Genomic DNA, 25,592 nt, shown 5'->3' with positions numbered 1-25,592 from the left:
GCTATAACAAAAAGAACACAGGGAGAACCGCCATGTACCACTACTTCATCGAAGGCCTGCAACGCCTCGGCCGCGCGCTGATGCTGCCGATCGCGATCCTGCCGATCGCCGGCCTGTTGCTGCGCCTGGGCGACACCGACCTGCTGAACATCGCGATCATCCACGACGCCGGCCAAGTGATCTTCGCCAACCTGGCAATGATCTTCGCCATCGGCATCGCCGTCGGTTTCGCCAAGGACAACAACGGCACCGCAGGCCTGGCCGGAGTCATTGGCTACCTGGTGATGATCTCCACCCTCAAGGTGCTCGACGCGAGCATCAACATGGGCATGCTCGCCGGGATCGTCAGCGGCTTGATGGCGGGCGCGCTGTACAACCGTTTCAAGGACATCAAATTGCCGGAGTACCTGGCATTCTTTGGCGGCCGGCGCTTCGTGCCGATTGTCACCGGGTTCGCCGCCGTCGGCCTGGGTGTCATTTTCGGTTTGATCTGGCCGCCCATCCAACAAGGCATCAACAGCTTCGGCACGTTGATGATGGAGAGCGGCAGCTTCGGCGCGTTCGTCTTTGGCGTTTTCAACCGCCTGCTGATCGTCACCGGGCTGCACCACATCCTCAACAACATGGCGTGGTTCGTCTTCGGCAATTTCACTGATTCGACCACCGGCGCCATCGTCACCGGTGACTTGTCGCGCTACTTCGCCGGTGACCCGAAGGGCGGCCAGTTCATGACCGGCATGTTCCCGGTGATGATCTTCGGTCTGCCCGCCGCGTGCCTGGCGATGTACCGCAATGCTTCGCCGGAGCGCCGCAAGGTCATGGGCGGGATCTTTCTGTCGATGGCGCTGACGTCGTTTTTAACGGGTGTGACTGAGCCGATCGAGTTCGCCTTCATGTTCCTCGCGCCACTGCTTTACCTGGTGCATGCGTTGCTGACGGGCCTGTCGATGGCGATCACCAACCTGCTGAACATTCACCTCGGGTTTACGTTTTCCGGTGGTTTGATCGACATGATTCTCGGCTGGGGAAAATCCACCAACGGCTGGTTGATGGTACCGGTCGGCCTGGCGTATGCGGTGATCTACTACGTGGTGTTCGATTTCTGCATTCGCCGCTTCAACCTCAAGACCCCAGGGCGTGAAGACATTCCAACGGGCGACAAAGTCGTCGTCGCCGACAGCGAACGGGCGGGCGCTTATATCAAGGCGCTGGGTGGAGCGCAGAATTTGATCACCGTGGGTGCCTGCACCACTCGGTTGCGGCTGGACATGGTGGATCGCAACAAGGCGAACGATGCGGAATTGAAAGCGCTGGGGGCGATGGCGGTGGTGCGTCCGGGCAAGGGTGGGAGTTTGCAGGTCGTGGTCGGGCCGATGGCGGACAGCATTGCCGATGAGATTCGCTTGGCGATGCCTGCGTTGGGGCGCGCGATCATTTCCTCCCCCGCTGCGGTGATCGATGCGCCGAAACCTGCTGCGGTGGCGAGTACAGAAGCACAGCAATGGCTGAACGCTTTGGGTGGTGGCGAGAACGTGTTGCAGATGGATTGCATCGCCATGACCCGGATTCGATTGCAACTGGCGGACGGCAAAGCATTGTCGGAATGTGATCTGAAGGCGTTGGGTTGCCAGGGTGTCAGTCAGTTGGAGGGAGGGATTTGGCATCTGCTGATTGGCGACAAGGCATCGAGTTTGAATGATGCACTGGAGGCATTGGTGAATCGCAGTGAGGTGAGTGCCAAGGTTTAAATTGTGGGTACCTGATAGTCAGTCATCGCAGGCAAGCCAGCTTCCACATTGGATTGGCGTACATAGAACCAATGCAGGAGCGAGCCTGCGCGCGATGAGGCATTGGATGAGCTCAAGCAGACGTGGCGTGCTGCTCAGCTTCGTAATGTCGAGTCTGGAAAGGCATGAGGGTCTGAGCCTTCAGGCCAAGCCCCTCACTCAGTCCCCAAGAAGCCGCGAGTTCATCGCGACGCTTGCGAAGCGGAACAGTCGCTACCTCCGACCTCACTTCCAGTCTGGACGTAGAGCGTAAAAAAAGCTTAAGAGCCCAGAAGGTTTCCAATACACGGCTATCAGAAACACATGCAAAACGCGTGAACCGCTCAAGCAAATAACCTGCGCGGCGAACTTCGAGCTCGTCAGAGTGAAGGCTCAGGAAGGCTTCGACTTCACTCACAAGATCATCCTCCGAATACCAGACAACTTTAGCTGCGCGCACCAACGCAGCGTCATCTGCTTGATTCAACGGTTTTTTGACCAAGGTGTCCAAGGCGGATGAGAGGACGTGGCCACTAAGGGGCGTCGCCATCTGTAGTCTCCAGGTAATCTTGCAATATGTTAGTGAGAACGGACGTCGGTGGCTCTTTGTTGCCAACATATACATCAATTGCCTGCAATGCCAGACGACGGAGTTCAGTGGTCAGTATGAAACCCGCCCGGAGCAGCGCCATGACGTCGCCGATATCCTGGTCTGTCGCTCTACCTAGTTTGGATATTGCGATGTCGACAGGAGCATCAATATGGACATGCAGCGGCGACTCTACGGAGAAATCTGCAAGAGGAAGACTACGTTCCCAGTAGTCTTCATGAATGGGACCGAAGCTGGTGTTGTACTGAAGGTCGTAGTTCAGCTCCATTAACCGGCCGGATTGCTCATCAACGAATTGTTCAGGTACTTCTGCGAGTAAGGTCTGTAAGTGAAGACCCTGCGGAAGATTTGCATAATAGATCTCAGCATCAACATCAGTTGACACGCGGTGATGAGTGTAGAGGTGGACGGCGCACCCTCCGAACACGACAACCTTGACCGCCCCTGGCTCTGCGCATTCACCGACTAGCTCCAGTTCGACTGATTTGAACATCGAAATTAGCGCCTGCCCAAGCGCGGTGTTCGAGTTAACCCAGGGAGTAATTGCGTCCGGCAATTCCATCGTTGAACCTCAAGTGGATTGAAGTGTTGTGATGGACAAAGGCTGGACTTGAGACTTCCGACGGACAACCTGAAAAGGTTGTCGGATATTTCATCGAACGATGTAGCCGTTACCGCAAGAATAGTATCCACACCTCGACGAAAACGGCTATTAGGCCATCATCGAAGGCAAGCCAGCTCCCACAGTTTGAGTTGTGTACATCAGTCCAAATCCCGGGCAAAAAAAACCCGCTGATCTTCATCAGCGGGTTTCTCATTTCAGCGGCAGGCAGATCAAAATTCCTCCAACCGCCACACCTCATAAGCCGGCGTCTCGTAGGGATGACTCTGCTTCAGCGCCAACACCACAGCGCGAATCAACTCGTCGCTGACCACAAGCTCGACCTTCCATTCCTCAACCTGCTCGACCTGCCCCGCTTCCCCAATGAACGGCTGACTGCCGTCCAACGGGCGAAACTGGCCGCGGCCGAGCACTTGCCAGGCGCAATGGTCGTACGCGCCGATTCGTCCGCCACCGGCGGCGAATACGGCGCTTTTCACGTCTTCGACGTGACTGGTTGGAACAAAAAAACTGAGCTTGTACACAGCGCTTAGTTCACCCGCTCTTAGTTCACCCAGACGCGCGCATTACGGAACATACGCATCCAAGGTGCGTCTTCATTCCAGTCTTCCGAACGCCACGAGTTCTGCACCGCGCGGAACACACGCTCCGGGTGCGGCATCATGATCGTCACGCGACCGTCGCGGCTGGTCAAACCGGTGATCCCGCGCGGCGAGCCGTTCGGGTTGGCCGGGTAGTTTTCGGTGACCTTGCCGTGGTTGTCGACGAAACGCATCGCCACGCAACCCGACAGATCAGCTTCCAGCAACGCTTCTTCGCTGGCGAATTCGGCATGACCTTCACCGTGAGCAATAGCGATCGGCATACGCGAACCGGCCATGCCCTGCAGGAAGATCGAGTTCGATTCCTGAACCTGAACCATCGCCACACGAGCTTCGAACTGCTCGGAACGGTTACGCACAAAGTGCGGCCAGAACTCGCTGCCCGGGATCAGCTCGTGCAGGTTGGACATCATCTGGCAACCGTTGCACACGCCGAGGGTGAAGCTGTCGGTACGTTCGAAGAAGCCCTGGAACGCATCGCGAGCGCGGCTGTTGAACAGCGCGGACTTGGCCCAGCCTTCGCCGGCGCCGAGAACGTCGCCGTAGGAGAAACCGCCGCACGCCACCAGGCCTTTGAACTCGTTCAGGTCGACACGGCCGGCCAGAATGTCGCTCATGTGCACGTCGATTGCGTTGAAACCGGCGCGGTCGAACGCAGCCGCCATTTCCACCTGACCGTTGACGCCCTGCTCACGCAGCACGGCAACCTGTGGGCGGATGCCTTTCTTGATGTAAGGCGCGGCGACGTCCTGGTTGACGTCGTAGCTGAGCTTGACGCTCAGGCCCGGGTTGTCTTCTTGCAGCAGCACGTCGAACTCTTGTTCGGCGCAGTCGGCGTTATCGCGCAGACGCTGGATCTGGTAGCTGGTCTCAGCCCACTGACGTTGCAGCAGACGACGCTGACCTTCAAACACGGTTTCGCCGTTGAAGGTGATGCTGATCTGGCCGTTGTTCATCGGCTGACCGATCACCGACACGCACTCGCCCAGACCGGCAGCGCTGAACTGCGCGAGGATGTCTGGAGTAGCGTCCTGGCGAACCTGGATCACGGCGCCCAGTTCTTCGTTGAACAGGATCGCGGCGATGTCGGCAGAAGTCTCTGCCAGACCGTCGAGGTTCAGGCTCAGACCGCAATGGCCGGCGAAGGCCATTTCCACGGTGCTGGTCAACAGACCACCGTCGGAGCGGTCGTGGTAAGCCAGCAGGTGACCGTCGGCGTTGAGGCCCTGGATCACGGCGAAGAAGGCTTTGAGGTCTTCAGCATCGTCGACGTCCGGCGCTTGCGAACCGAGCTTGCCGTGAACCTGGGCCAGGATCGAGGCGCCCATGCGGTTCTGGCCACGGCCCAGGTCGATCAGGATCAGGTCGGTGGTGCCCTTGTCCATGCGCAGTTCCGGCGTCAGGGTCTGACGGATGTCAGCCACAGGCGCGAAACCGGTCACGATCAGGGACATCGGCGAGGTCACGGTCTTGTCGACGCCTTCATCGTTCCAGCGCGTGGCCATGGACATGGAGTCCTTGCCCACCGGAATGGTGATACCGAGGTCCGGGCACAATTCCATGCCGACCGCTTTCACGGTGTCGTATAGACGCGCGTCTTCACCTGGGTGACCGGCAGCGGACATCCAGTTGGCCGACAGTTTGATGTCGGAAATTTTGTTGATGCGCGAAGCCGCGATGTTGGTCAGGGTTTCACCGATGGCCATACGGCCCGACGCTGGAGCGTCCAGCAGTGCCAGCGGAGTGCGCTCGCCCATGGCCATGGCTTCACCGGTGTAGACGTCGAAGCTGGTGGCGGTGACGGCAACGTCGGCCACCGGAACCTGCCACGGGCCGACCATCTGATCACGAGCCACGAGGCCGGTGATGGTGCGGTCGCCGATGGTGATCAGGAAGCTTTTGCTGGCCACGGCCGGGTGATGCAGAACGCGTTCGACGCAGTCTGCAATCTCAAGCGTCGACGGATCGAAATCGTCGCCCAGTTCATTTTCGCGAACGGCCGAACGGTGCATGCGCGGGGCTTTGCCCAGCAGCACTTCGAGTGGCATGTCCACCGGGCTGTTGCCGAAGTGACTGTCGGTGACCGTCAGTTGCGGCTCGGCAGTGGCTTCGCCGACGACCGCAAACGGGCAACGCTCGCGTTCGCAGATCGCCTGGAAGCGTTCGAAGTCAGCCGGACCGACCGCCAGAACGTAGCGTTCCTGGGATTCGTTACTCCAGATTTCGTGCGGGGCCATGCCCGGCTCGTCGTTAGGAATGTTGCGCAGTTCGAAGCGACCGCCACGGTTGCCATCGTTGACCAGTTCCGGGAAGGCGTTGGACAGACCGCCCGCGCCGACGTCGTGGATGAAGCTGATCGGGTTGTGTTCACCCAACTGCCAGCAACGGTCGATGACTTCCTGGCAGCGACGTTCCATTTCCGGGTTTTCGCGCTGTACGGAAGCGAAGTCCAGGTCTGCCGAGCTGGTGCCGGTGGCCATGGAGGAAGCCGCGCCGCCGCCCAGGCCGATCAGCATCGCCGGGCCGCCGAGCACGATCAGCTTGGAGCCAACGGTGATCTCGCCTTTCTGCACGTGTTCGGCACGGATGTTACCCATACCGCCGGCCAGCATGATCGGCTTGTGGTAACCGCGAACTTCGTCGCCACGCGGGGTGGTGATCGACTGTTCGAAGGTACGGAAGTAACCGGTCAGGGCCGGACGACCGAATTCGTTGTTGAACGCGGCGCCACCCAGTGGGCCTTCGATCATGATGTCCAGCGCGGTAACGATGCGCTCAGGCTTGCCGTACGGCACTTCCCACGGCTGTTCGAAGCCCGGGATTTGCAGGTTGGACACGGTGAAACCGGTCAGGCCAGCCTTTGGCTTGGCACCGCGACCGGTTGCGCCTTCGTCGCGAATCTCGCCACCGGAACCGGTGGAAGCGCCCGGGAACGGGGCAATCGCGGTTGGGTGGTTGTGCGTTTCGACTTTCATCAGGATGTGCACCGGTTCCTGCACCGCGCCGTACTGGCGGGTTGCAGGGTCCGGGAAGAAACGACCGGCGACGTTGCCGACGATCACCGAAGCGTTGTCCTTATAAGCCGACAGAACGCCTTCGCTGTGCATCACGTAGGTGTTCTTGATCATGCCGAACAGGCTTTTTTCCTGGCTCTGACCGTCGATATCCCAACTGGCGTTGAAGATCTTGTGACGGCAGTGCTCGGAGTTCGCCTGGGCGAACATCATCAGTTCGATGTCGTGGGGGTTGCGCTTCAAGCCGATGAAGGCGTTGACCAGGTAGTCGATCTCGTCTTCGGCCAGGGCCAGGCCCAGCTCGGTGTTGGCTTTTTCCAGCGCGGCGCGGCCGCCACCCAGCACATCGATGGCGGTCAGCGGTTTCGGCTCGGCATGGCTGAACAGGCCGGCGGCTTGTTCAAGGTTGCCGAGGACGATCTGGGTCATGCGGTCGTGCAGCGCATCGCAGATCAGCTGCGCTTCGGCGTCGCTGAACTGGCCGGCCACGTAGAACGCGATGCCGCGCTCCAGGCGTTGGATTTTCGTCAGGCCGCAGTTGCGAGCGATGTCGCTGGCTTTACTGGACCATGGCGAGATGGTGCCGAAACGCGGCAACACCAGGAACAGACGACCGGTCGGCTCTTGTACCGGAACACTTGGGCCGTACTTCAGAAGGCGCGCGAGCACCTGCTGTTCGTCGCCGGTCAGGACGCCGGTAACTTCGGCGAAGTGAGCGAATTCAGCATACAAGCCACTGACAGCCGGAACTTTCTGGCTCAGTTGCTCAAGGAGTTTGCTGTGGCGAAAGGCAGAAAGGGCAGGAGCGCCGCGCAGGATCAACATCTTCGGGACAGCCTCGGGAAGGGGTGTGCTTTGAGGCCGTGCATTCTAGCCTAAACAGGCCGCGACATCACCCGAAACGGTACGGGCGGCTGCACCCGGGCGTCGGGCCGGGTATTCGGACATAAAACAGGCGCACGCCGAGCGATATTTTTTCTGTCACAAAATGCTGCTCGGGCCCATTCCTACGGGCTCCGGAGCGGTTTTCAGTTGCCTAGCAGACAAGCCCTTCGCTGTCGAGATATGGCGCTCGTGGTCCTTTGCGTATACTGCGCAGATGTTTTCCCCAACGGCTTTGCGTCCGCGGTTCGCCAAATGGCTCATCGCAACCGGACTCTTCCTGGTGCTCAGTGGCTGTGTTGATAAACCCAACACGCTGGAGCGCGTAAAGGAGGATGGCGTGCTGCGGGTGGTTACCCGTAACAGCCCCGCCACCTACTTTCAGGATCGCAACGGTGAAACCGGCTTCGAATACGAGCTGGTGAAGCGCTTCGCCGACGATCTGGGGGTGGAACTCAAAATCGAAACCGCCGACAACCTCGACGACCTGTTTAATCAGGTGGGCAAACCCAACGGCCCGGTGATCGCTGCTGCCGGCCTGGTCAGCAGCGACAAACGCAAACAGCAGGTGCGGTTTTCCCACTCCTATCTCGAAGTCACCCCGCAGGTCATCTATCGCAACGGCAAATCGCGGCCGACCGACGCGAAGGATCTGGTGGGCAAGAAGATCATGGTGCTCAAGGGCAGCACCCACGCCGAGCAATTGGCGGAGCTGAAAAAGAAGTATCCCGGCATTGAATACGAAGAGTCCGACGCCGTTGAAGTCGTCGACTTGCTGCGGATGGTCGATGAAGGTCAGATAGACCTGACCCTGGTCGATTCAAACGAAGTCGCGATGAACCAGGTCTACTTCCCCAACATACAAGTGGCCTTCGACCTCGGAGATGCCAGCAACCAGAGCTGGGCGGTGGCCGCTGGCGACGACAACAGCTTGCTCAACGAGATCAACGACTACCTCGACAAGGTGAAGAAAAACGGCACCCTGCAACGCCTGAAAGACCGCTATTACGGGCACGTCGATGTACTGGGTTACATGGGCGCCACCACCTTTGCCCAACACCTGCAGCAACGTCTGCCCAAATACGAACAGCACTTCAAGGCGTACGCCAAGAAAGAGAAAGTCGACTGGCGCCTGCTGGCAGCGATCGGTTATCAGGAGTCGCTATGGCAAGCGGCCGTCACGTCGAAGACCGGCGTGCGCGGCCTGATGATGCTGACCCAGAACACTGCGCAGGCCATGGGTGTGTCCAATCGACTGGACCCCAAACAAAGCATCATGGGTGGCGCCAAGTACCTGGCCTACATGAAGGATCAGCTGGATGAGTCGATCCAGGAGCCGGATCGCACATGGTTTGCGCTGGCGGCCTACAACGTTGGCAGCGGTCATCTGGATGACGCGCGCAAACTGGCGGCCAAGGAAGGACTGAACCCGGACAAGTGGCTGGACGTGAAAAAGATCCTGCCGCGCCTGTCCGAGAAGAAGTGGTTCAGCAAAACCCGTTACGGTTATGCCCGTGGCGGCGAACCCGTTCACTTTGTGGCGAACATCCGCCGCTACTATGACATCCTGACCTGGGTGACGCAGCCGCAGCTTGAAGGCAATCAGGTCGCCGAGGGCAACCTGCATGTGCCGGGGGTCGACAAGACCAAGCCGAATCCGGAAACCCCACAGCTTTAACGGCCACCACCAATCAAATGTGGGAGCGGGCTTGCTCGCGAATGCGGTGTGTCAGTCGACATCAACTTTGACTGATACACCGCATTCGCGAGCAAGCCCGCTCCCACAATTGAATTTGTGTTTGGCTTTAGGCTTTTGCGGCAGCCAGGATCAGTGCTTTCATCTCCGACACCGCCGACTTGAACCCGACGAACAACGCATGAGCCACCAGCGCGTGACCGATGTTCAGTTCGTTGATGCCTTTGATCGCCGCTACAGCTTCAACGTTGTGGTAGTGCAGACCGTGGCCAGCGTTGACGATCAAACCTTGAGCCAGACCAAACGCCACGCCATCCGCCACACGCTTGAGCTCTTCAGCCACATCGGTCGGCGTCTCGGCATCGGCGTAACGGCCGGTATGCAGCTCAATAGCCGGCGCACCAACACGACGGGATGCTTCGATCTGTCGCTCGTCAGCATCAATGAACAGCGACACTTCACAGCCGATCTTTGACAGACGATCCACCGCGGCTTTAATCCGTGCTTCCTGCCCCGCCACGTCCAGACCACCTTCGGTCGTCAGCTCTTGGCGGGTTTCCGGTACCAGGCAAATGTGCGCCGGACGAATGCGTTCGGCAAACGCCATCATCTCTTCGGTCACGCCCATTTCGAAGTTCATGCGGGTTTGCAGCACATCCTTGAGCAGCAACACGTCGCGCTCCTGAATGTGCCGACGGTCTTCGCGCAGGTGCACGGTTATGCCGTCAGCGCCCGCCTCTTCCGCGTCCAGTGCAGCCTTGACCGGATCCGGATAGCGAGTGCCCCGGGCCTGACGCAGGGTGGCAACGTGGTCGATGTTCACGCCAAGAAGAATGCGATTGCTGGTGGTCACGGAAGCGCTCCTGAAAATGGAAAAGTTCGGCGCACAGCATACACGGGGAGATAGGGTCTGTTGATGTTTGGCAGTGGCCGCGCCGGGCACTGCCAAGCATCAACAGACCCTACGGCTTGCGAAACAACTCGCGACTTACCAAGGGACGACCACCCAGATGAACCGCCAGTGCCTGGCGCATCAATCGCTTGGCTGCCGATAGCGCGCCAGGGGCAGACCAATCTGCATCGGCCATCGCCAGCAGTTCGGTGCCGTTGAACAGACCGGGTTGCAGCAGGTAGACCCGCTCGAGCCCCGCGTCCACTTGCAGACGGTAGAGACCGTCCGGCGCGATGGGCTCGCCATGGATGTCAGTAGTCAGAGCGAAGCCGTAACCCAAGTCATCCAGCAGCCGCCATTCGAAGGATCGCAACAAAGGCTCCAGCGGACGGCCTTCGGCAAGCGCAAGCAGGGTCGCGGCGTAGTGGTCAAACACAGCCGGATGCGGGTCTTCGGAGGGCAACAGCCGAATCAACAGCTCATTGAGGTAGAGACCGCTGAACAGCGCTTCACCGTTGAGCCAGGTGGAAACACCGGCGCTTTCCATGCGCCCGACATTCTTCAGCTCACCACGGCCACGGAACTCCACTTCCAGCGGCACGAACGGCCGCGCCAACGTCCCGGCCTTGCCCCGAGCACTGCGCAACACCGCCCGCAGCCGGCCTTGCGGCGTGAGGAAATCCACCAATGCGCTGTTCTCGCGGTAAGCGCGGGAGTGGAGCACGAAGGCGGGTTGGCCGATGGGTTGGGTTGGAGACATGGACGTCAGAGTTCTCAATAGAGGAACACGATCTTATAGACAACCTGAAACTAATGTGGGAGCGGGCTTGCTCGCGAAGGCGGCTTAACAATCAACATCTTCGTTGACTGTCGCACCGCCTTCGCGAGCAAGCCCGCTCCCACATTGGATCTTTGTGCATCCAGGTTAAGCGATTACAGGTCGCCGTAACCCAGCGAACGCAAGGCGCGTTCATCGTCGGACCAGCCGCCTTTCACTTTCACCCAGAGGTTGAGCATGATCTTGGAGTCGAACAGCAACTCCATGTCCTTGCGTGCCTCGGTGCCGATGCGCTTGATCCGCTCACCCTTGTCGCCAATGATGATTTTCTTCTGGCCGTCGCGTTCAACGAGGATCAAGGCATGGATGTGCAGGGTTTTGCCCTGTTGCTTGAATTCTTCGATTTCGACGGTGATCTGGTACGGCAGCTCGGCGCCCATCTGGCGCATGATTTTCTCGCGTACCAGTTCAGCGGCGAGGAAGCGGCTGCTGCGATCGGTGATCTGGTCTTCCGGGAAGAAGTGATCGTTTTCCGGCAGGTAACCGGCAATCACACGCTCCAGCGTTTCGAGGTTATGCCCGTGCTGAGCAGAGATCGGCATGATCTGCGCGTTCGGCAACTGTTCCTGCAACCAGGTCAGGTGCGGCATCAGCTCGGCTTTGTCTTCGATGCGGTCAGTCTTGTTCAGCGCCACGATCAGCGGACCGGTCACGTATTGAACGCGCTCGAGGACCATCTGGTCTTCGTCGGTCCACTTGGTGCGGTCAACCACGAAGATCACTACGTCGACGTCTTTCAACGCTGCCGAAGCGGTCTTGTTCATGTAGCGATTCAGGGCTTTCTCGCCACCTTTGTGCATGCCGGGGGTGTCGACGTAGATCGCCTGCACGGCGCCCTCGGTCTTGATGCCGAGCATGTTGTGGCGAGTGGTCTGAGGCTTGCGCGAGGTGATCGCCAGCTTCTGACCGAGGATGTGGTTCAGCAGCGTGGACTTGCCCACGTTGGGACGGCCGACGATGGCGACATAGCCACAGCGAGTTGCAGTTGAATCAGTCATGGCCATTCTCCACGCCCAGGGCAATCAGTGCTGCAGCGGCCGCTACCTGTTCGGCAATACGACGGCTCACACCCTGACCTCGGCTTTTTTCATTCAGTAAGGTGATTTCACATTCGACGAAGAACGTCCGGCAATGCGGCTCACCCTGGATATCCACCACTTCGTAACGCGGCAGTTCGCAACCACGGGACTGCAAGAACTCTTGCAGACGGGTTTTCGGATCTTTGTTGGTGTCGACCAGCGTCAGGCCTTCGAACTCCCCGGCCAGCCAGGCCAGCACGCGTTCGCGTGCCATGTCCATGCCGGCATCCAGGTAGATCGCACCAATCAGCGCTTCAAGGGCGTCGGCCAGAATCGACTCGCGACGGAACCCGCCACTTTTCAATTCACCGGAACCCAGGCGCAGGTATTCGCCCAGATCGAAACCGCGAGCCAGTACGGCCAGGGTCTCGCCTTTCACCAGGCGTGCGCGCAAGCGCGACAACTGACCTTCGCGGGCCAGCGGGAAGCGATCGAACAGCGCCTCGCCAGCGACGAAGTTAAGGATGGCATCACCGAGGAACTCCAGGCGTTCGTTGTTACGCCCGGCAAAGCTGCGGTGAGTCAGGGCCAGGACCATCAGTTCCTGATCCTTGAAGGTGTAGCCGAGCTGACGCTCTAGACGGCTTAAGGAGACGCTCACGGTGTACCCACGCTGAGTTCGTGGCTGGATTCCACCGCCATCGCCGTGGTGCGGCGCAGGCTTGGGACAATTAACGCTGTGTTCAAAAATTACGTCCTGAATATCATTGTTTTCATGCGTCTGGCGCCGATTGTGCCGACTCCAGAAATGCATTCGGCGCTGTGTTCAACAGCGCCGTGTGTGATTACTTGATCAGGCCAACCCGCGAGAAATTCGGCAGGTGACTGAGTTTGGGTTCCGGCCAGCTCATCCAGACTGCAAAGGCCTTGCCGACGATATTCTTGTCGGGAACCATGCCCAGCAGATCCTTGGGAATGCTCGGATCATCCCAGTAGCGACTGTCGTTCGAGTTGTCGCGGTTGTCGCCCATCATGAAGTAGTGCCCGGCAGGCACGGTCCATGTATGGTCCGGCGATGCACGATAGCGGCTCATTTCCTTGCGGATCAGGTGCTCGGCGACGCCGAGTTTTTCCTTGTAGAGCTCAGCGCTGCCCAACGTGCCCGGCTCGGAGCCGACCAGTTGTTCGGCAATCGACTCACCGTTGACGAACAGACGCTTGTCGGCGGTGTAACGAATCTGGTCACCCGGCAGGCCCACCACACGTTTAATGTAGTTGACGTTCGGATCGCTCGGGTAGCGGAACACCATCACATCGCCGCGCTGTGGATCACCGACTTCGATGACTTTCTTGTCGATCACCGGCAAGCGGATCCCGTAAGAAAACTTGTTCACCAGTATGAAGTCGCCAACATCCAGCGTAGGTTTCATCGAGCCCGAAGGAATCTGGAACGGTTCCACCAGGAACGAACGCAGCACCAGCACGATGAACAACACCGGGAAGAACGACTTGCCGTATTCGACCAGCAGCGGCTCCTTGTTCAGTTTCTCGAGCACCACCATGTCAGCCTGGCTGACGCTACCCTGGTAAGAGTTAATGGCAGCCCGGCGCCGTGGCGCCAGGAACAGCAGATCGAGCAACGCCAACAGGCCGCAGACGAACACGGCGATGACCAGCAACAGCGGGAAATTTAGTGACATAGGACCTAACTATCCAACCTGAGCACTGCAAGGAAGGCTTCTTGTGGAATTTCCACGTTACCGACTTGCTTCATGCGTTTTTTACCGGCCTTTTGCTTTTCCAGCAGTTTTTTCTTACGGCTAACGTCACCGCCGTAGCATTTGGCCAATACGTTCTTTCTGAGCGCCTTGACAGAGGTCCGCGCAATGATCTGCCCGCCAATGGCGGCCTGGATCGCGACGTCGAACATCTGACGTGGAATCAGTTCTTTCATCTTCTCGGTCAGCTGGCGACCTTTGTAGTGCGCGTTATCCTTGTGCACGATCAACGCCAGGGCGTCGACCTTGTCACCGTTGATCAGCACATCCAGTTTCACCAGATTAGCCGATTGATAACGATCGAAATGGTAATCCAGCGAAGCATAGCCACGGCTGGTGGATTTCAGACGGTCGAAGAAGTCCAGGACCACTTCGTTCATCGGCAAATCGTAGGTCACTTGAACCTGGGTACCGAGGAACAGCATGTCGTGTTGCACGCCACGCTTCTCGATACACAGGGTAATGACGTTACCGAGGTGCTCTTGCGGCACAAGAATATTGGCCCGCACGATCGGCTCGCGCATGTCTTCGATCGAGGACAGGTCTGGCAGCTTCGACGGGTTGTCGACGTAAATCGTTTCACCGGTTTTCAGCAGCAACTCGAAAATTACCGTCGGCGCCGTGGTGATCAGGTCCAGGTCGTACTCGCGCTCCAGGCGCTCCTGGATGATTTCCATGTGCAGCATGCCGAGGAACCCGCAACGGAAGCCGAAGCCCAGAGCGTCGGAGCTTTCCGGGGTGTATTGCAGGGACGAGTCGTTGAGCGTGAGCTTTTGCAGGGCTTCACGGAAATCTTCGAAGTCGTCGGAGCTGACCGGGAACAGGCCGGCGTATACCTGCGGCTGAATGCGTTTGAAGCCTGGCAGCACGTCGACGTCCGGCGTGGAGCTCAAGGTCAGGGTGTCACCGACCGGTGCACCGTGAATGTCCTTAATGCCGGCGATGATGAAGCCCACTTCGCCGGCCTTCAGGTCTGCGGTGGCGGTGTGTTTCGGGTTGAAGACACCGACGCTGTCCACGAGGTGGATCTTGCCGGTGGACTTGACCAGGATCTTGTCGCCCTTCTTCACACGACCGTGGCGCACGCGAACCAGGGAAACAACGCCCAGGTAGTTGTCGAACCAGGAGTCGATGATCAACGCTTGCAGCGGATCTTCATAGTTGCCGGTCGGCGCAGGAATGGTCTTGACCAGACGCTCCAGCACTTCGTCGACGCCCAGACCGGTCTTGGCACTGCACTCGACCGCGTCGGTGGCATCGATGCCGATGATTTTTTCGATTTCTTCTTTCACGCGGTCCGGATCGGCCTGAGGCAGGTCGATCTTGTTCAGGACCGGCATCACTTCCAGGCCCTGCTCAATGGCGGTGTAGCAGTTGGCTACCGACTGCGCTTCAACGCCCTGACCGGCATCGACCACCAGCAACGCGCCTTCACAGGCCGCCAGCGACCGGCTGACTTCATAGGTGAAGTCGACGTGGCCCGGGGTGTCAATGAAGTTCAGCTGGTACTTGATGCCATCGCGAGCGGTGTAATACAGGGTGACGCTGTGGGCCTTGATGGTGATCCCGCGTTCACGCTCCAGGTCCATGGAGTCCAGAACCTGGGCTTCCATTTCGCGCTCGGCAAGGCCGCCACACATCTGGATGAAGCGATCGGCCAGCGTCGACTTGCCATGGTCAATGTGGGCGATGATGGAGAAATTGCGGATATGACTCAAATCACTCACGGATCAACACTCAAAAAGGCTGCAGGCATAGCCCGCCGAAAAATAGCCGGGAATTGTACCTGATCCACGGCGCAAGCGTCACGTTCGCAGGTCAGACGGCGCCTACAAAAACGCCCCGGTCTTGCGACAGGGGCGTTTTGAGTGACCTGCAACGTCAGAAGAAACCCTGGATCAACCGGCCCGGCGCAACAACCAGACCCCGGCCAAGGCACAAACACCCGCCGGAATAAGCACCGCAAACAGTGGCGAGAAGCCGAAGACCAGGCTCGAAGGGCCGAGCAAATCCTGAACGATACGGAAGGTGAAGCCCACCAGCACGCCGGTGAACACCCGCTGACCGAGGGTCACCGAGCGCAACGGACCGAAGATGAAGGAAATCGCCATCAGCACCAGCGCGGCGGTGACCAGCGGTTGCAATACCTTGACCCAAAATGCCAGCCAGTAACGACCATTGCTCAAGCCCTGCTCAGCCAGGTAGTGGATGTACCCCCACAGACCACTGATCGACAGCGAATCGGGCGACATCACCACGGTATCCAGCAGTTGCGGGCTCAGCGCCACGTTCCAGCGTTCGACCGGAGCGGTCACCACTTCGGTGCTCTTGTCATGGAATAACGTGGTCGTGACATCGCTGAGCTGCCAGTGATCCTTGTCGAATTCGGCGCGCTTGGCGAAGCTCGAGGACAGCATGTGGCGCTGATCGTCGAAGCGATAACGGGTCACGCCATACAGCAAACCGTTTGGCTGCACGGAGTTGACGTGAATGAACTCGTCCCCCTGACGGTGCCACAGGCCATGCTTGGCGCTTTGCGCGTCGCCGCTGCCCTGGGCCAGGGAGCGATTAGCCTGAGCGGTGACTTCGGTGGCCGGCGCAACGTATTCGCCGATCAGCACACCCACCACCATCAGGATCAGCATTGGCTTCATGACCGCCCAGACGATGCGCCCGATCGACACGCCCGCAGCACGCATGATGGTCAGCTCGCTGTGACTGGCGAGACTGCCGAGGCCGATCAGGCAACCGATCAGTGCAGCCATCGGCAACATGTCGTAAAGACGACGCGGCGCGGTCAGCAGGACATAACTCAACACGTCGACCAAGGTGTAGGTATCGCTGACCTCACTCATTTCATCGATGAACGCGAACAGCGTCGCCAGACCGAGAATGATCCCCAGTACCGCCAGAATTGCCACGAACACGCTGCTACCAATGTAGCGATCGAGCTTATCCACGAGCCACCTCCAGCGCACTGCGACGACTCGCCAGCTTCAACTGCAAGGTTTCCCAATAGAGCAAGCCCAGGCCGATGGCCAGGAAGATTGCATGCACCCACCACAACCCCAGAGCTGGCGGGATTTTGCCCTTTTCAAGGGCGCCGCGAGCGGCAATCAGGATGGACAGGTAAGCCATATATAGAAGAATCGCCGGCAGCAGCTTGAGGAAACGACCCTGTCGCGGATTGACCCGCGACAACGGCACCGCCATCAAGGTCACGATGAAGACCAGCAACGGCAAGGACAAACGCCATTGCAGCTCGGTATGCAAACGGATGTCATCGCTGCTGATCAGGGAACTGGTGGGCATCGCGTCACGGTCAGTCACTTCGTCGCTGACATCCGGCTTGGGCAGCAAGACGCCGTACTCCTCGTACTTGATCGCCCGATAGTCGGCCTGACCCGGATTGCCGTCATAGCGATAGCCGTTGTCAAGAATCAGGTAACGGTTACCGTCGGGCCGAATTTCCTGACGGCCCTTCTCGGCCACCAGCACGGAAATCCCGCGATCCTTGTTATCGGAATTGACGTTTTTCTGCGAAATGAATACGCCGCCGAGGTTGATGCGATCATCCGACAGCGTTTCGGTGTAGGTCACCCGAGTCCCGTCACGCAGTGCCTGGAAGCGACCCGGCTCGAGGGTGTCGAACTCGGTCAGGGCATCCTGCTTGTTCAACAGTAACTGGAACTGATTGGCGCCTTGTGGTGCCAGGCTCAGGCTCAGCCATGCCACCACCAGTGCGACCAGGGTGGCTGGGAAAAGGGTCATGGCAAACAGACGCTGCTGGCTCATGCCGGTGGCAGACAGCACCGTCATTTCGCTTTCAAGGTACAGGCGACCGTAGGCCAGCAGGATTCCAAGAAACAGGCCCAAAGGCAAAATCAGCTGCAGGAAACCCGGCAGACGAAAGCCCATGATCAGGAATAGCGAGCCCGGATCCAGGAGGCCAGAGGCCGCCTGGGCGAGGTACTTGATGAAGCGACCGCTCATGATGATGACCAGCAGCACAGCGCTGACGGCGCTCAAGGTCAACAGGACTTCGCGGGATAGGTAACGGAAGACGATCAAACCAGACACTCCAGGGTTGTCAGGCTAAGGCGGCCAAACAAGCAAACGTATCAGACGGCCCGCAGGGCAGAGCTGCCGAAAAAGTTGGCGCATTATCCTGTGATTGGGTGCGCCTGTCACTGCGCATGCTCAAGCAGGCGGGTAAAGCGCTGAAGATCGTACAACCGAGGGTTGTCAGGCTCGGGGCACGAGGTTCAAACTGCGGCCTTTGTCGCGGGCCGTGACCTGCGTCTTTCTATTTATAAGCAAGCTCGAATGCATGCTGTCGAGCTCTTGCGTGTTGACCATTAATTCAGGGACCCGGACATGGAACTGGTTGTAAAAAGCGTTAGCCCAGAAACGTTGAAAACCGCCACTCTGGTGGTCGCCGTCGGCGAAGGCCGCAAGCTCGGCGCCGTTGCCAAACAACTCGACGAACTGAGCGGTGGCGCCATCAGCGCTGTGCTCAAGCGCGGCGACCTGGCTGGCAAAGTCGGTCAGAGTCTGTTGCTGCACAGCCTGCCGAACCTCAAGGCCGAACGCGTGCTGCTGGTGGGCGTGGGCAAAGACGAAGAGCTGGGCGACCGCCCGTTCCGCAAGATCATTGCCGGCATCCTCAACACCCTTAAAGGCCTGGGCGGCAGCGATGCGGTGCTGGCCCTGGACGAAGTCGTGGTCAAAGGCCGTGACAGCTACGGCAAAACTCGCCTGCTGGCCGAAACCCTGGTGGACGGCGAATACACGTTCGATCAGTTCAAGAGCCAGAAAGCCGAACCTCGCATCCTGAAGAAAGTCACCCTGGTGACCATCAAGGCTGCACAGGCTGAAGTCGAGCGCGCCGTGGCCCACGCCACTGCCATCGCCAACGGCATGGCATTCACCCGCGACCTGGGTAACCTGCCGCCGAACATCTGCCACCCGACCTTCCTCGGTGAGCAAGCGAAGAACCTGGGCAAAGAATTCAAGAGCCTGAAAGTCGAAGTCCTTGATGAGAAGAAGATCAAGGACCTGGGCATGGGCTCGTTCTACGCCGTGGGCCAGGGCAGCGCCCAGCCACCGCGCCTGATCGTCATGCAATACAACGGCGGCAAGAAATCCGAGAAGCCGTATGCGCTGGTCGGCAAAGGCATCACCTTTGACACTGGCGGCATCAGCCTGAAACCGGGCGCCGGCATGGATGAAATGAAGTACGACATGGGCGGCGCTGCCAGCGTATTCGGTACGCTGCGTGCCGTGCTCGAGCTGAAACTGCCGATCAACCTGGTGTGTATCCTGGCCTGCGCCGAGAACATGCCGAGCGGCAATGCTTCGCGTCCTGGCGACATCGTCACCACCATGAGCGGCCAGACCGTGGAAATCCTCAACACCGACGCCGAAGGCCGTCTGGTGCTGTGCGACGCCCTGACCTACTCCGAGCGCTTCAAGCCGCAAGCGGTGATCGACATCGCGACCCTGACCGGCGCTTGCGTCGTTGCGCTGGGTTCCCACACGTCGGGCTTGCTGGGCAACAACGACGAACTGATCGGCCAACTGCTGAGCGCTGGCCAATCGGCTGACGATCGCGCCTGGCAACTGCCGCTGTTCGATGAGTATCAGGAACAGCTGGACAGCCCGTTCGCCGACATCGCCAACATTGGCGGCCCGAAAGCCGGCACCATCACCGCGGCCTGCTTCCTGTCGCGCTTCACCAAGAACCTCAACTGGGCGCACCTGGACATCGCCGGCACGGCCTGGACCAGCGGCGGCAAGGACAAGGGCGCCACTGGCCGTCCGGTTCCATTGCTGACCCAATACCTGCTGGACCGCGCCAAAGCCTGAAACCGATGACCTTGGGCCGCGTTGCTTTCGGGTGACGCCGCCCTTGGCTCAGGAACCGCAATGACCAAAGTCGACTTCTATATCCTGCCCAGCGCCGATCCTTCGGCGCGGCTGGACTTTGCCTGCAAGCTCACCGAAAAAGCCTGGCGCATGGGTCACCGCATCTATCTGCATTGCAGCGATGCTGTCCAGCGCGACGATCTCGATGCGCGTTTGTGGGCCTTCAAGGGCGAAAGCTTCGTGCCTCACAGCCCCGCTGAAAATGAGCCGGACGGTTTGATTGTGTTGGGCCTTGGCGATGACTGCGGCCCGCATCAGGACCTGTTGATCAATCTCGCCCTGAAAGTCCCGGCATTCGCCAACAAGTTCGCCCGCGTGGCGGAAGTGGTGGTGGAAGATCCGACGATTCGTACGGCTGCGCGGGAGAGTTTCCGTTTCTACCGCGAACAGGGCTATCCTTTGCAAGATCACCGTTTACAGCGACTCTGAGCATTCCGATGGACACTCCAAAACCGCTGCAAAAGTCCGCGCACCTGCTGGACGACCTCGAGTCGATCCGTCAATTGCTCGGCGACGACAACCTGCAACCGCCCTTGCTCACCGACACGGTCGAGGAAGGTGACCAGGAACAGATTCCGATGCTGTTCGATACCGTCGGCGCCAGCCCGCCGATTCTCGAACCGACGCCACCCGCCCCAGCAGCCCCTGCCGCCCAACCGGCACCCGCCGCCAGCAAGAGCGCCGACGAGCTGCTGCACCTGGAAGACGAACTGCGCGCCGCCGCGCAATTGATCATGCAAGACGTGATCGACGACTTCGCCCCGCACATCGAAACCGAAATCAAACGCCGCCTCAGCGCGCGGATGGAACGCCTCCTTAGCCAATACGAATAACCCCCGCCTCCTTGTGGGAGCGGGCTTGCTCGCGAAAGCGATGTATCAGCCAACATCAATGCTGAAGGTGATGGCCCCTTCGCGAGCAAGCCCGCTCCCACATTGGATCTGCGCTGTAATTGATCAAGCGCCCTGTCTGCACCCGCTCGCCCTACGCCCCATGCCCCGCTATACTTGCCGGCTTTTCCTGAATAAATGCCAATAGGGTCCCGCCGCGCATGGATAAGACCTACCAGCCGCACGCCATTGAAACTTCCTGGTACAACACCTGGGAGTCAGAGAATTACTTCGCCCCGCAAGGCGCGGGCGAGTCCTACACCATCATGATCCCGCCGCCGAACGTCACCGGCAGCCTGCACATGGGTCACGGCTTCAACAACGCGATCATGGACGCCCTGATCCGTTTCCGCCGCATGCAGGGTCGTAACACCCTGTGGCAGCCGGGTACCGACCACGCCGGTATCGCCACGCAAATGCTGGTGGAGCGCCAACTCGAAGCCCAGGGCCAGAATCGCCACGATCTGGGCCGTGAGAAATTCCTCGAGAAAGTCTGGGAATGGAAGGATCAGTCCGGCGGCAACATCAGCCGTCAGATCCGCCGTCTCGGCTCGTCCGTGGACTGGGGCCGCGAGCGTTTCACCATGGACGACGGCCTCTCGGAAGCCGTGAAAGAAGCCTTCGTGCGCCTGCACGAAGACGGCCTGATCTACCGCGGCAAGCGCCTGGTCAACTGGGACACCAAGTTGCACACGGCGATTTCCGACCTCGAAGTGGAAAACCACGACGAGAAAGGTTTCCTGTGGAACCTGAAATACCCACTGGCCGATGGCGCCAGGACCGCTGAAGGCAACGATTACCTGATCGTCGCGACCACTCGCCCGGAAACCATGCTTGGCGACGCCGCCGTAGCCGTTAACCCGAACGATGAACGCTACCAAGCCCTGATCGGCAAGTTTGTCGAGCTGCCGCTGGTCGGCCGCCGCATTCCGATCATCGCCGATGATTACTGCGATCCTGAATTCGGCACCGGCTGCGTGAAAATCACCCCGGCCCACGATTTCAACGACTACGAAGTCGGCAAGCGCCACAACCTGCCGCTGCTGAACATCTTCGACAAGAACGCCGCTGTATTGCCGGCCTGTCAGGTGTTCAACCTCGACGGCACCCTGAACGAAAGCATCGACGGCAAGATCCCGGCCGAATACGCCGGCCTGGATCGCTTCGAAGCGCGCAAGCAGATCGTTGCAGCGTTTGATGCCGCCGGCCTGTTGGTCAGCGTCAATGATCACGCGCTGAAAGTGCCGAAAGGCGACCGCTCCGGCACCATCATCGAGCCGTGGCTGACCGACCAATGGTATGTGTCGACCAAGCCATTGGCCGAGCCGGCCATCGCTGCGGTTGAAGACGGCCGCATTCAGTTCGTGCCGAAACAATACGAAAACATGTACTTCTCGTGGATGCGCGATATCCAGGACTGGTGCATCAGCCGTCAGCTGTGGTGGGGCCACCGGATTCCGGCCTGGTACGACGAGTCGGGCAAGGTCTACGTCGGTCGCGACGAAGCCGAAGTACGTGCCAAGCACAACCTCGGCCCGGACGTTGCACTGCAACAGGACAACGACGTTCTCGACACCTGGTTCAGTTCGGGCCTGTGGACTTTCTCCACGCTCGGCTGGCCTGAGCAGACCGAATTCCTGAAGAAATTCCACTCCACCGACGTGCTGGTCACCGGTTTCGACATCATTTTCTTCTGGGTTGCCCGGATGATCATGCTCACCATGCACTTGGTGAAAAACGAAGACGGCACGCCGCAGGTTCCGTTCAAGACCGTTTATGTTCACGGTCTGGTGCGTGATGGCCAGGGCCAGAAAATGTCCAAGTCCAAGGGCAACGTCCTGGACCCGCTGGACATCATCGACGGCATCGAGCTCGAAGACCTGGTGCAGAAACGCACCTCGGGCATGATGCAGCCGAAACTGGCGAAGAAGATCGAGAAGCAGACCCGCGACGAGTTCGCCGACGGTATCGCCAGCTACGGCACCGACGCCCTGCGCTTCACCTTCTGCTCGCTGGCATCGACCGGCCGCGACATCAAGTTCGACATGGGCCGCGTCGAAGGCTATCGCAACTTCTGCAACAAGATCTGGAACGCTGCGCGCTACGTGCTGGACAAGGGCGAAGACTGCGGCCAGAACGGCGAAGCTTACGAGCTGTCGCTGGCGGATCGCTGGATCATTTCGCAGCTGCAACGCACCGAAGCCGAAGTGACCCGTCAACTCGATCAGTTCCGCTTCGACCTGGCCGCACAAGCCTTGTACGAGTTCATCTGGAACCAGTATTGCGACTGGTACCTGGAACTCTCCAAGCCTGTGCTGTGGGACGAAAACGCGCCGGTCGAACGTCAGCGCGGCACCCGCCGCACACTGGTTCGGGTATTGGAAGTCGCGCTGCGCCTGGCGCATCCGTTCATGCCGTTCATCACCGAAGAAATCTGGCAGCGCATCGCGCCGCTGGCTGGTATCGAAGGCAAGACGATCATGCTGCAACCTTGGCCAGTGGCCAATGAAGCGCGCATTGATCAGGGCGCCGAAGATGACATCGAGTGGCTGAAGACGTTGATGCTCGGCACGCGCAACATTCGCGCCGAAATGAACATCGGTCCAGGCAAGCCGTTGAACCTGTTCCTGAAAAACGTCAGCGCCGAAGATCAGCGTCGTCTCACCGAGAACGAAGCCCTGCTGAAGAAGCTGGCTCGCCTCGAATCGATCACCGTGTTGGCTGCTGGCGAAGAAGCACCGCTGTCCGCCACCGCACTGGTCGGCGAGATGGAAGTGCTGGTGCCGATGGCCGGCCTGATCGACAAAGACGCGGAACTGGCGCGTCTGGACAAGGAAATCCTGCGTCTGCAGGGCGAAGTTCAGCGGGTGGGCGGCAAGCTGTCTAACGCCGGTTTCGTCGACAAGGCCCCGGCCGAAGTCATCGAGAAGGAACGCGCCAAACTGGCTGAAGCTGAACAGGCTTTGGGCAAGTTGGCCGAGCAGCATGCGCGGATTGCCAGCCTGTAACGGCAAATCGCAATGAAAGAGGGAGGCCCGAAACGGCCTCCCTTTTTTGTGCCCGGTCACTTTCCCCTACACCACAAATCCCTTGTGGGAGCGGGCTTGCTCGCGAAGGCGGTTTCTCAATCAGCACTGATGTTGGCTGACACGCCGCCTTCGCGAGCAAGCCCGCTCCCACAGGTATTGCGTTCACAAGGCCGGGATGTGGGACAATACCCGCCACTTTTAGCCATACCCGAATCGACCACACCCATGAACGCCCCCCGCACACCCCGCCCTGCGCGCAAAAAGCCTGATTCCGCCACCCCGGCCAAAGCCGTGGAACCGCGTGAAAAGGCCAGCCTGCATCCGCGCAACCGCCATCAGGGTCGTTACGACTTCCCGGCGCTGATCAAAACCACGCCGGAACTGGCGAAGTTCGTGATCATCAACCCGTACGGCAAAGAAAGTATCGACTTCGCCAGCCCGGACGCAGTGCGGGTGTTCAACCGTGCGTTGCTCAAGTCGTTCTACGGCGTCGCCCATTGGGACATCCCGGCCGACTACCTCTGCCCACCGGTTCCGGGCCGTGCCGATTACGTGCACTTCCTGGCCGACCTGCTGGCCAGCGTCAACGACGGTGAGATCCCGCGTGGCGCGCCGGTCAAGGTGCTCGATATCGGCATGGGCGCCAACTGCGTCTATCCGTTGATCGGTTACAGCGACTATCGCTGGCACTTCCTCGGCTCGGAAATCGACCCTACAGCCGTGGCCGCCGCCAAAGCCATCGTCCAGTCCAACGGGCTGAACAAGGCCATCCAGTTGCGCCTGCAAAGCAATCCCAAGCACATTCTGCTGGGCCTGCTCGAACCCGGCGAACGTTTTGACCTGACCATGTGCAATCCGCCGTTCCACGCCTCGATGGACGAAGCGACCAAGGGTAGCGAGCGTAAATGGCGCGCACTGGGCCGCGCCGATCCAAAACGCAAACTGCCTGTGCTGAACTTTGGCGGTCAGTCGGCGGAATTGTGGTGTGAAGGGGGCGAAGCACGGTTTGTGACGCAACTGATCGCCGAGAGCGCGCATTTCCAGCACAAAGTGCTTTGGTTCAGCACCCTGGTCTCGAAAGCCTCCAACCTGCCGGCGATCCAGACGGCCCTGAAAAAGGCCGGTGTATTGGAAAGCCAGGTCGTGGAAATGTCTCAGGGCCAGAAGCAAAGCCGCTTCGTCGCCTGGACCTTCCAGACCAAATCGGAGCAGCAGGTCTGGCGCGAACGCTGGGTAAAGAAAAGCTGAGTAACTGACCCGACGCAGATCAAATAATGTGGGAGCGGGCTTGCTCGCGAAGGCGGTGTGTCAGTCGATTTCAATATTGACTGACACACCGCCTTCGCGAGCAAGCCCGCTCCCACAATTGGTTTAGCGGTGTATGCGGGAGCACCGCTAAATCGCGGACACAAAAAAGCCGTGCCCGGATCACTCCGGAGCACGGCTTTTTTTTACTGCGTCTTACTTGTTAACAGCGTCGGTCAGGCCTTTGGCCACAACCAGCTTGATAACTTTCTTGGCAGCGATTTCGATGGCAGCGCCAGTCGAAGGGTTACGGCCGGTACGGGCAGGACGCTCAGTCACTTTCAGTTTGCCGATACCTGGCAGAGTGATTTCGCCGCCGTTTTCCAGCTGATCAGCAACGATTTGGCCCAGTTGGTCCAGAGCGTTACGCGCGGTGGTTTTTGGCGCGTCGATAGCTTCAGCGATGTCGGCGATCAGTTGGTCTTTAGTAAGAGCCATGTAGTGTTCCTTCCCTATCAAATTCATATGGATTGCAGAGTGCAGTGTCAGCCATCGAGCCCGATCTTCTGGATCTGGCACCCTCGGCCATAACCGCGACGAGTCGGGGTTATAGATACCGAAATCAGGGTTTGGTTCGACCTGACAAATGCTGAATGCACGCTTAACGCAGTGACTTCGCGTAAGACCGGGCAAAACTAGCACAGAGACGGGGAAATATCCGCCTCTAGCTACCCATTTGGTCAGCTTTATTGCTCTAAAACGGTAAAAAACAGCATAAGCG

At 59.2% G+C, this 25,592-nt stretch carries 20 protein-coding genes; 7 read left to right on the top strand and 13 right to left on the bottom strand.

Translation table 11 applies throughout. From position 1 onward, the window contains the following. Positions 1–32 precede the first annotated feature (32 nt). Positions 33–1,748, top strand: a complete 1,716-nt coding sequence (gene nagE / locus DFS28_RS21590; RefSeq protein ID WP_111451364.1) for an N-acetylglucosamine-specific PTS transporter subunit IIBC — start codon at positions 33–35, stop codon at positions 1,746–1,748. Between the two features lie 112 nt (positions 1,749–1,860). On the opposite strand, the gene DFS28_RS21585 is transcribed toward nagE, so the two are convergent. From DFS28_RS21585 to purL, 4 genes are all read right to left on the bottom strand, one after another. Further along, the gene (locus DFS28_RS21585; RefSeq protein WP_111451363.1) at positions 1,861–2,316 is read right to left on the bottom strand and encodes a hypothetical protein; all 456 of its coding nucleotides are present in this window, start codon (positions 2,314–2,316) and stop codon (positions 1,861–1,863) included. Continuing rightward, a complete protein-coding gene (locus tag DFS28_RS21580) occupies positions 2,300–2,938 on the bottom strand; it encodes a DUF6036 family nucleotidyltransferase (RefSeq protein ID WP_178082224.1) in 639 nt (212 codons plus the stop codon). Before DFS28_RS21580 ends, DFS28_RS21585 begins: the two co-directional genes overlap by 17 nt. A 272-nt stretch (positions 2,939–3,210) precedes the next feature. Continuing rightward, positions 3,211–3,522, bottom strand: a complete 312-nt coding sequence (locus tag DFS28_RS21575) for a YqfO family protein (RefSeq protein ID WP_111451362.1) — start codon at positions 3,520–3,522, stop codon at positions 3,211–3,213. A gap of 20 nt (positions 3,523–3,542) precedes the next feature. Next, on the bottom strand, positions 3,543–7,439 hold the full coding sequence (purL, locus tag DFS28_RS21570) for a phosphoribosylformylglycinamidine synthase (RefSeq protein ID WP_111451361.1): 3,897 nt from the start codon (positions 7,437–7,439) through the stop codon (positions 3,543–3,545). A 274-nt stretch (positions 7,440–7,713) separates the two neighbouring features. Between purL and mltF the strand changes: the two genes are divergently transcribed. Further along, a complete protein-coding gene (mltF, locus tag DFS28_RS21565) occupies positions 7,714–9,174 on the top strand; it encodes a membrane-bound lytic murein transglycosylase MltF (RefSeq protein WP_111451360.1) in 1,461 nt (486 codons plus the stop codon). Positions 9,175–9,301: 127 nt separating this feature from the next. Here mltF and pdxJ read toward each other — a convergent pair whose 3' ends face one another. From pdxJ to lptF, 8 genes are all read right to left on the bottom strand, one after another. Beyond that, the gene (gene pdxJ, locus DFS28_RS21555) at positions 9,302–10,045 is read right to left on the bottom strand and encodes a pyridoxine 5'-phosphate synthase (protein WP_095130562.1); all 744 of its coding nucleotides are present in this window, start codon (positions 10,043–10,045) and stop codon (positions 9,302–9,304) included. 109 nt (positions 10,046–10,154) lie between these two features. After that, on the bottom strand, positions 10,155–10,844 hold the full coding sequence (gene recO, locus DFS28_RS21550; RefSeq protein WP_076029865.1) for a DNA repair protein RecO: 690 nt from the start codon (positions 10,842–10,844) through the stop codon (positions 10,155–10,157). Between the two features lie 173 nt (positions 10,845–11,017). Continuing rightward, positions 11,018–11,920 carry a GTPase Era gene (gene era, locus DFS28_RS21540; RefSeq protein WP_008151577.1) on the bottom strand — a complete coding sequence of 301 codons (903 nt, stop codon included), beginning with the start codon at positions 11,918–11,920 and terminating at the stop codon, positions 11,018–11,020. Next, a complete protein-coding gene (gene rnc / locus DFS28_RS21535; RefSeq protein ID WP_033053426.1) occupies positions 11,913–12,602 on the bottom strand; it encodes a ribonuclease III in 690 nt (229 codons plus the stop codon). Before rnc ends, era begins: the two co-directional genes overlap by 8 nt. A 184-nt stretch (positions 12,603–12,786) precedes the next feature. Further along, entirely contained in the window at positions 12,787–13,641 is an 855-nt protein-coding gene (lepB, locus tag DFS28_RS21530; RefSeq protein WP_111451359.1) for a signal peptidase I, read from the bottom strand. 5 nt (positions 13,642–13,646) lie between these two features. After that, on the bottom strand, positions 13,647–15,446 hold the full coding sequence (lepA, locus tag DFS28_RS21525) for a translation elongation factor 4 (RefSeq protein WP_111451358.1): 1,800 nt from the start codon (positions 15,444–15,446) through the stop codon (positions 13,647–13,649). A gap of 171 nt (positions 15,447–15,617) precedes the next feature. After that, positions 15,618–16,679, bottom strand: coding sequence for an LPS export ABC transporter permease LptG (lptG, locus tag DFS28_RS21520; RefSeq protein WP_111451357.1), 1,062 nt, complete (start codon positions 16,677–16,679; stop codon positions 15,618–15,620). Further along, positions 16,672–17,790: an LPS export ABC transporter permease LptF gene (gene lptF, locus DFS28_RS21515; protein ID WP_111451356.1), complete on the bottom strand. Its 1,119-nt coding sequence runs from the start codon at positions 17,788–17,790 to the stop codon at positions 16,672–16,674. The genes lptG and lptF overlap by 8 nt, the downstream gene beginning before the upstream one ends. A gap of 306 nt (positions 17,791–18,096) precedes the next feature. On the opposite strand from lptF, the gene DFS28_RS21510 reads away from it, so the two are divergent. The 5 genes from DFS28_RS21510 (at position 18,097) to rlmF (ending at position 24,814) form a co-directional block, all read left to right on the top strand. Then, positions 18,097–19,587 carry a leucyl aminopeptidase gene (locus tag DFS28_RS21510; protein WP_111451355.1) on the top strand — a complete coding sequence of 497 codons (1,491 nt, stop codon included), beginning with the start codon at positions 18,097–18,099 and terminating at the stop codon, positions 19,585–19,587. A gap of 60 nt (positions 19,588–19,647) precedes the next feature. Further along, on the top strand, positions 19,648–20,076 hold the full coding sequence (locus tag DFS28_RS21505) for a DNA polymerase III subunit chi (RefSeq protein ID WP_111451354.1): 429 nt from the start codon (positions 19,648–19,650) through the stop codon (positions 20,074–20,076). 8 nt (positions 20,077–20,084) lie between these two features. Next, the gene (locus tag DFS28_RS21500; protein WP_111451353.1) at positions 20,085–20,480 is read left to right on the top strand and encodes a DNA polymerase III subunit chi; all 396 of its coding nucleotides are present in this window, start codon (positions 20,085–20,087) and stop codon (positions 20,478–20,480) included. Between the two features lie 218 nt (positions 20,481–20,698). Further along, on the top strand, positions 20,699–23,545 hold the full coding sequence (locus DFS28_RS21490; protein WP_111451351.1) for a valine--tRNA ligase: 2,847 nt from the start codon (positions 20,699–20,701) through the stop codon (positions 23,543–23,545). Positions 23,546–23,791: 246 nt separating this feature from the next. After that, positions 23,792–24,814 carry a 23S rRNA (adenine(1618)-N(6))-methyltransferase RlmF gene (gene rlmF / locus DFS28_RS21480; RefSeq protein ID WP_111451350.1) on the top strand — a complete coding sequence of 341 codons (1,023 nt, stop codon included), beginning with the start codon at positions 23,792–23,794 and terminating at the stop codon, positions 24,812–24,814. Positions 24,815–25,027: 213 nt separating this feature from the next. Here rlmF and DFS28_RS21475 read toward each other — a convergent pair whose 3' ends face one another. After that, positions 25,028–25,309: an HU family DNA-binding protein gene (locus DFS28_RS21475; protein ID WP_007905514.1), complete on the bottom strand. Its 282-nt coding sequence runs from the start codon at positions 25,307–25,309 to the stop codon at positions 25,028–25,030. Positions 25,310–25,592 lie beyond the last annotated feature (283 nt).

It is taken from the genome of Pseudomonas sp. 478, from assembly GCF_003254125.1.
Lineage (GTDB): Bacteria > Pseudomonadota > Gammaproteobacteria > Pseudomonadales > Pseudomonadaceae > Aquipseudomonas.
The sequence above is the reverse complement of the archived record's forward strand: the minus strand, read 5'-3'. Positions and strand labels throughout refer to the sequence as shown.

Excerpts from the sequence above, each read along its gene's own strand:
- DFS28_RS21510 (WP_111451355.1), top strand. The coding sequence starts at position 18,097 with ATGGAACTGGTTGTAAAAAGCGTTAGCCCAGAAACGTTGAAAACCGCC.
- recO (WP_076029865.1), bottom strand. The coding sequence starts at position 10,844 with ATGTCTCCAACCCAACCCATCGGCCAACCCGCCTTCGTGCTCCACTCC.
- DFS28_RS21490 (WP_111451351.1), top strand. The coding sequence starts at position 20,699 with ATGGATAAGACCTACCAGCCGCACGCCATTGAAACTTCCTGGTACAAC.
- DFS28_RS21500 (WP_111451353.1), top strand. The coding sequence starts at position 20,085 with ATGGACACTCCAAAACCGCTGCAAAAGTCCGCGCACCTGCTGGACGAC.
- nagE (WP_111451364.1), top strand. The coding sequence starts at position 33 with ATGTACCACTACTTCATCGAAGGCCTGCAACGCCTCGGCCGCGCGCTG.
- mltF (WP_111451360.1), top strand. The coding sequence starts at position 7,714 with ATGTTTTCCCCAACGGCTTTGCGTCCGCGGTTCGCCAAATGGCTCATC.
- lepB (WP_111451359.1), bottom strand. The coding sequence starts at position 13,641 with ATGTCACTAAATTTCCCGCTGTTGCTGGTCATCGCCGTGTTCGTCTGC.
- DFS28_RS21505 (WP_111451354.1), top strand. The coding sequence starts at position 19,648 with ATGACCAAAGTCGACTTCTATATCCTGCCCAGCGCCGATCCTTCGGCG.
- DFS28_RS21475 (WP_007905514.1), bottom strand. The coding sequence starts at position 25,309 with ATGGCTCTTACTAAAGACCAACTGATCGCCGACATCGCTGAAGCTATC.
- rlmF (WP_111451350.1), top strand. The coding sequence starts at position 23,792 with ATGAACGCCCCCCGCACACCCCGCCCTGCGCGCAAAAAGCCTGATTCC.
- DFS28_RS21585 (WP_111451363.1), bottom strand. The coding sequence starts at position 2,316 with ATGGCGACGCCCCTTAGTGGCCACGTCCTCTCATCCGCCTTGGACACC.
- DFS28_RS21580 (WP_178082224.1), bottom strand. The coding sequence starts at position 2,938 with ATGGAATTGCCGGACGCAATTACTCCCTGGGTTAACTCGAACACCGCG.
- era (WP_008151577.1), bottom strand. The coding sequence starts at position 11,920 with ATGACTGATTCAACTGCAACTCGCTGTGGCTATGTCGCCATCGTCGGC.
- purL (WP_111451361.1), bottom strand. The coding sequence starts at position 7,439 with ATGTTGATCCTGCGCGGCGCTCCTGCCCTTTCTGCCTTTCGCCACAGC.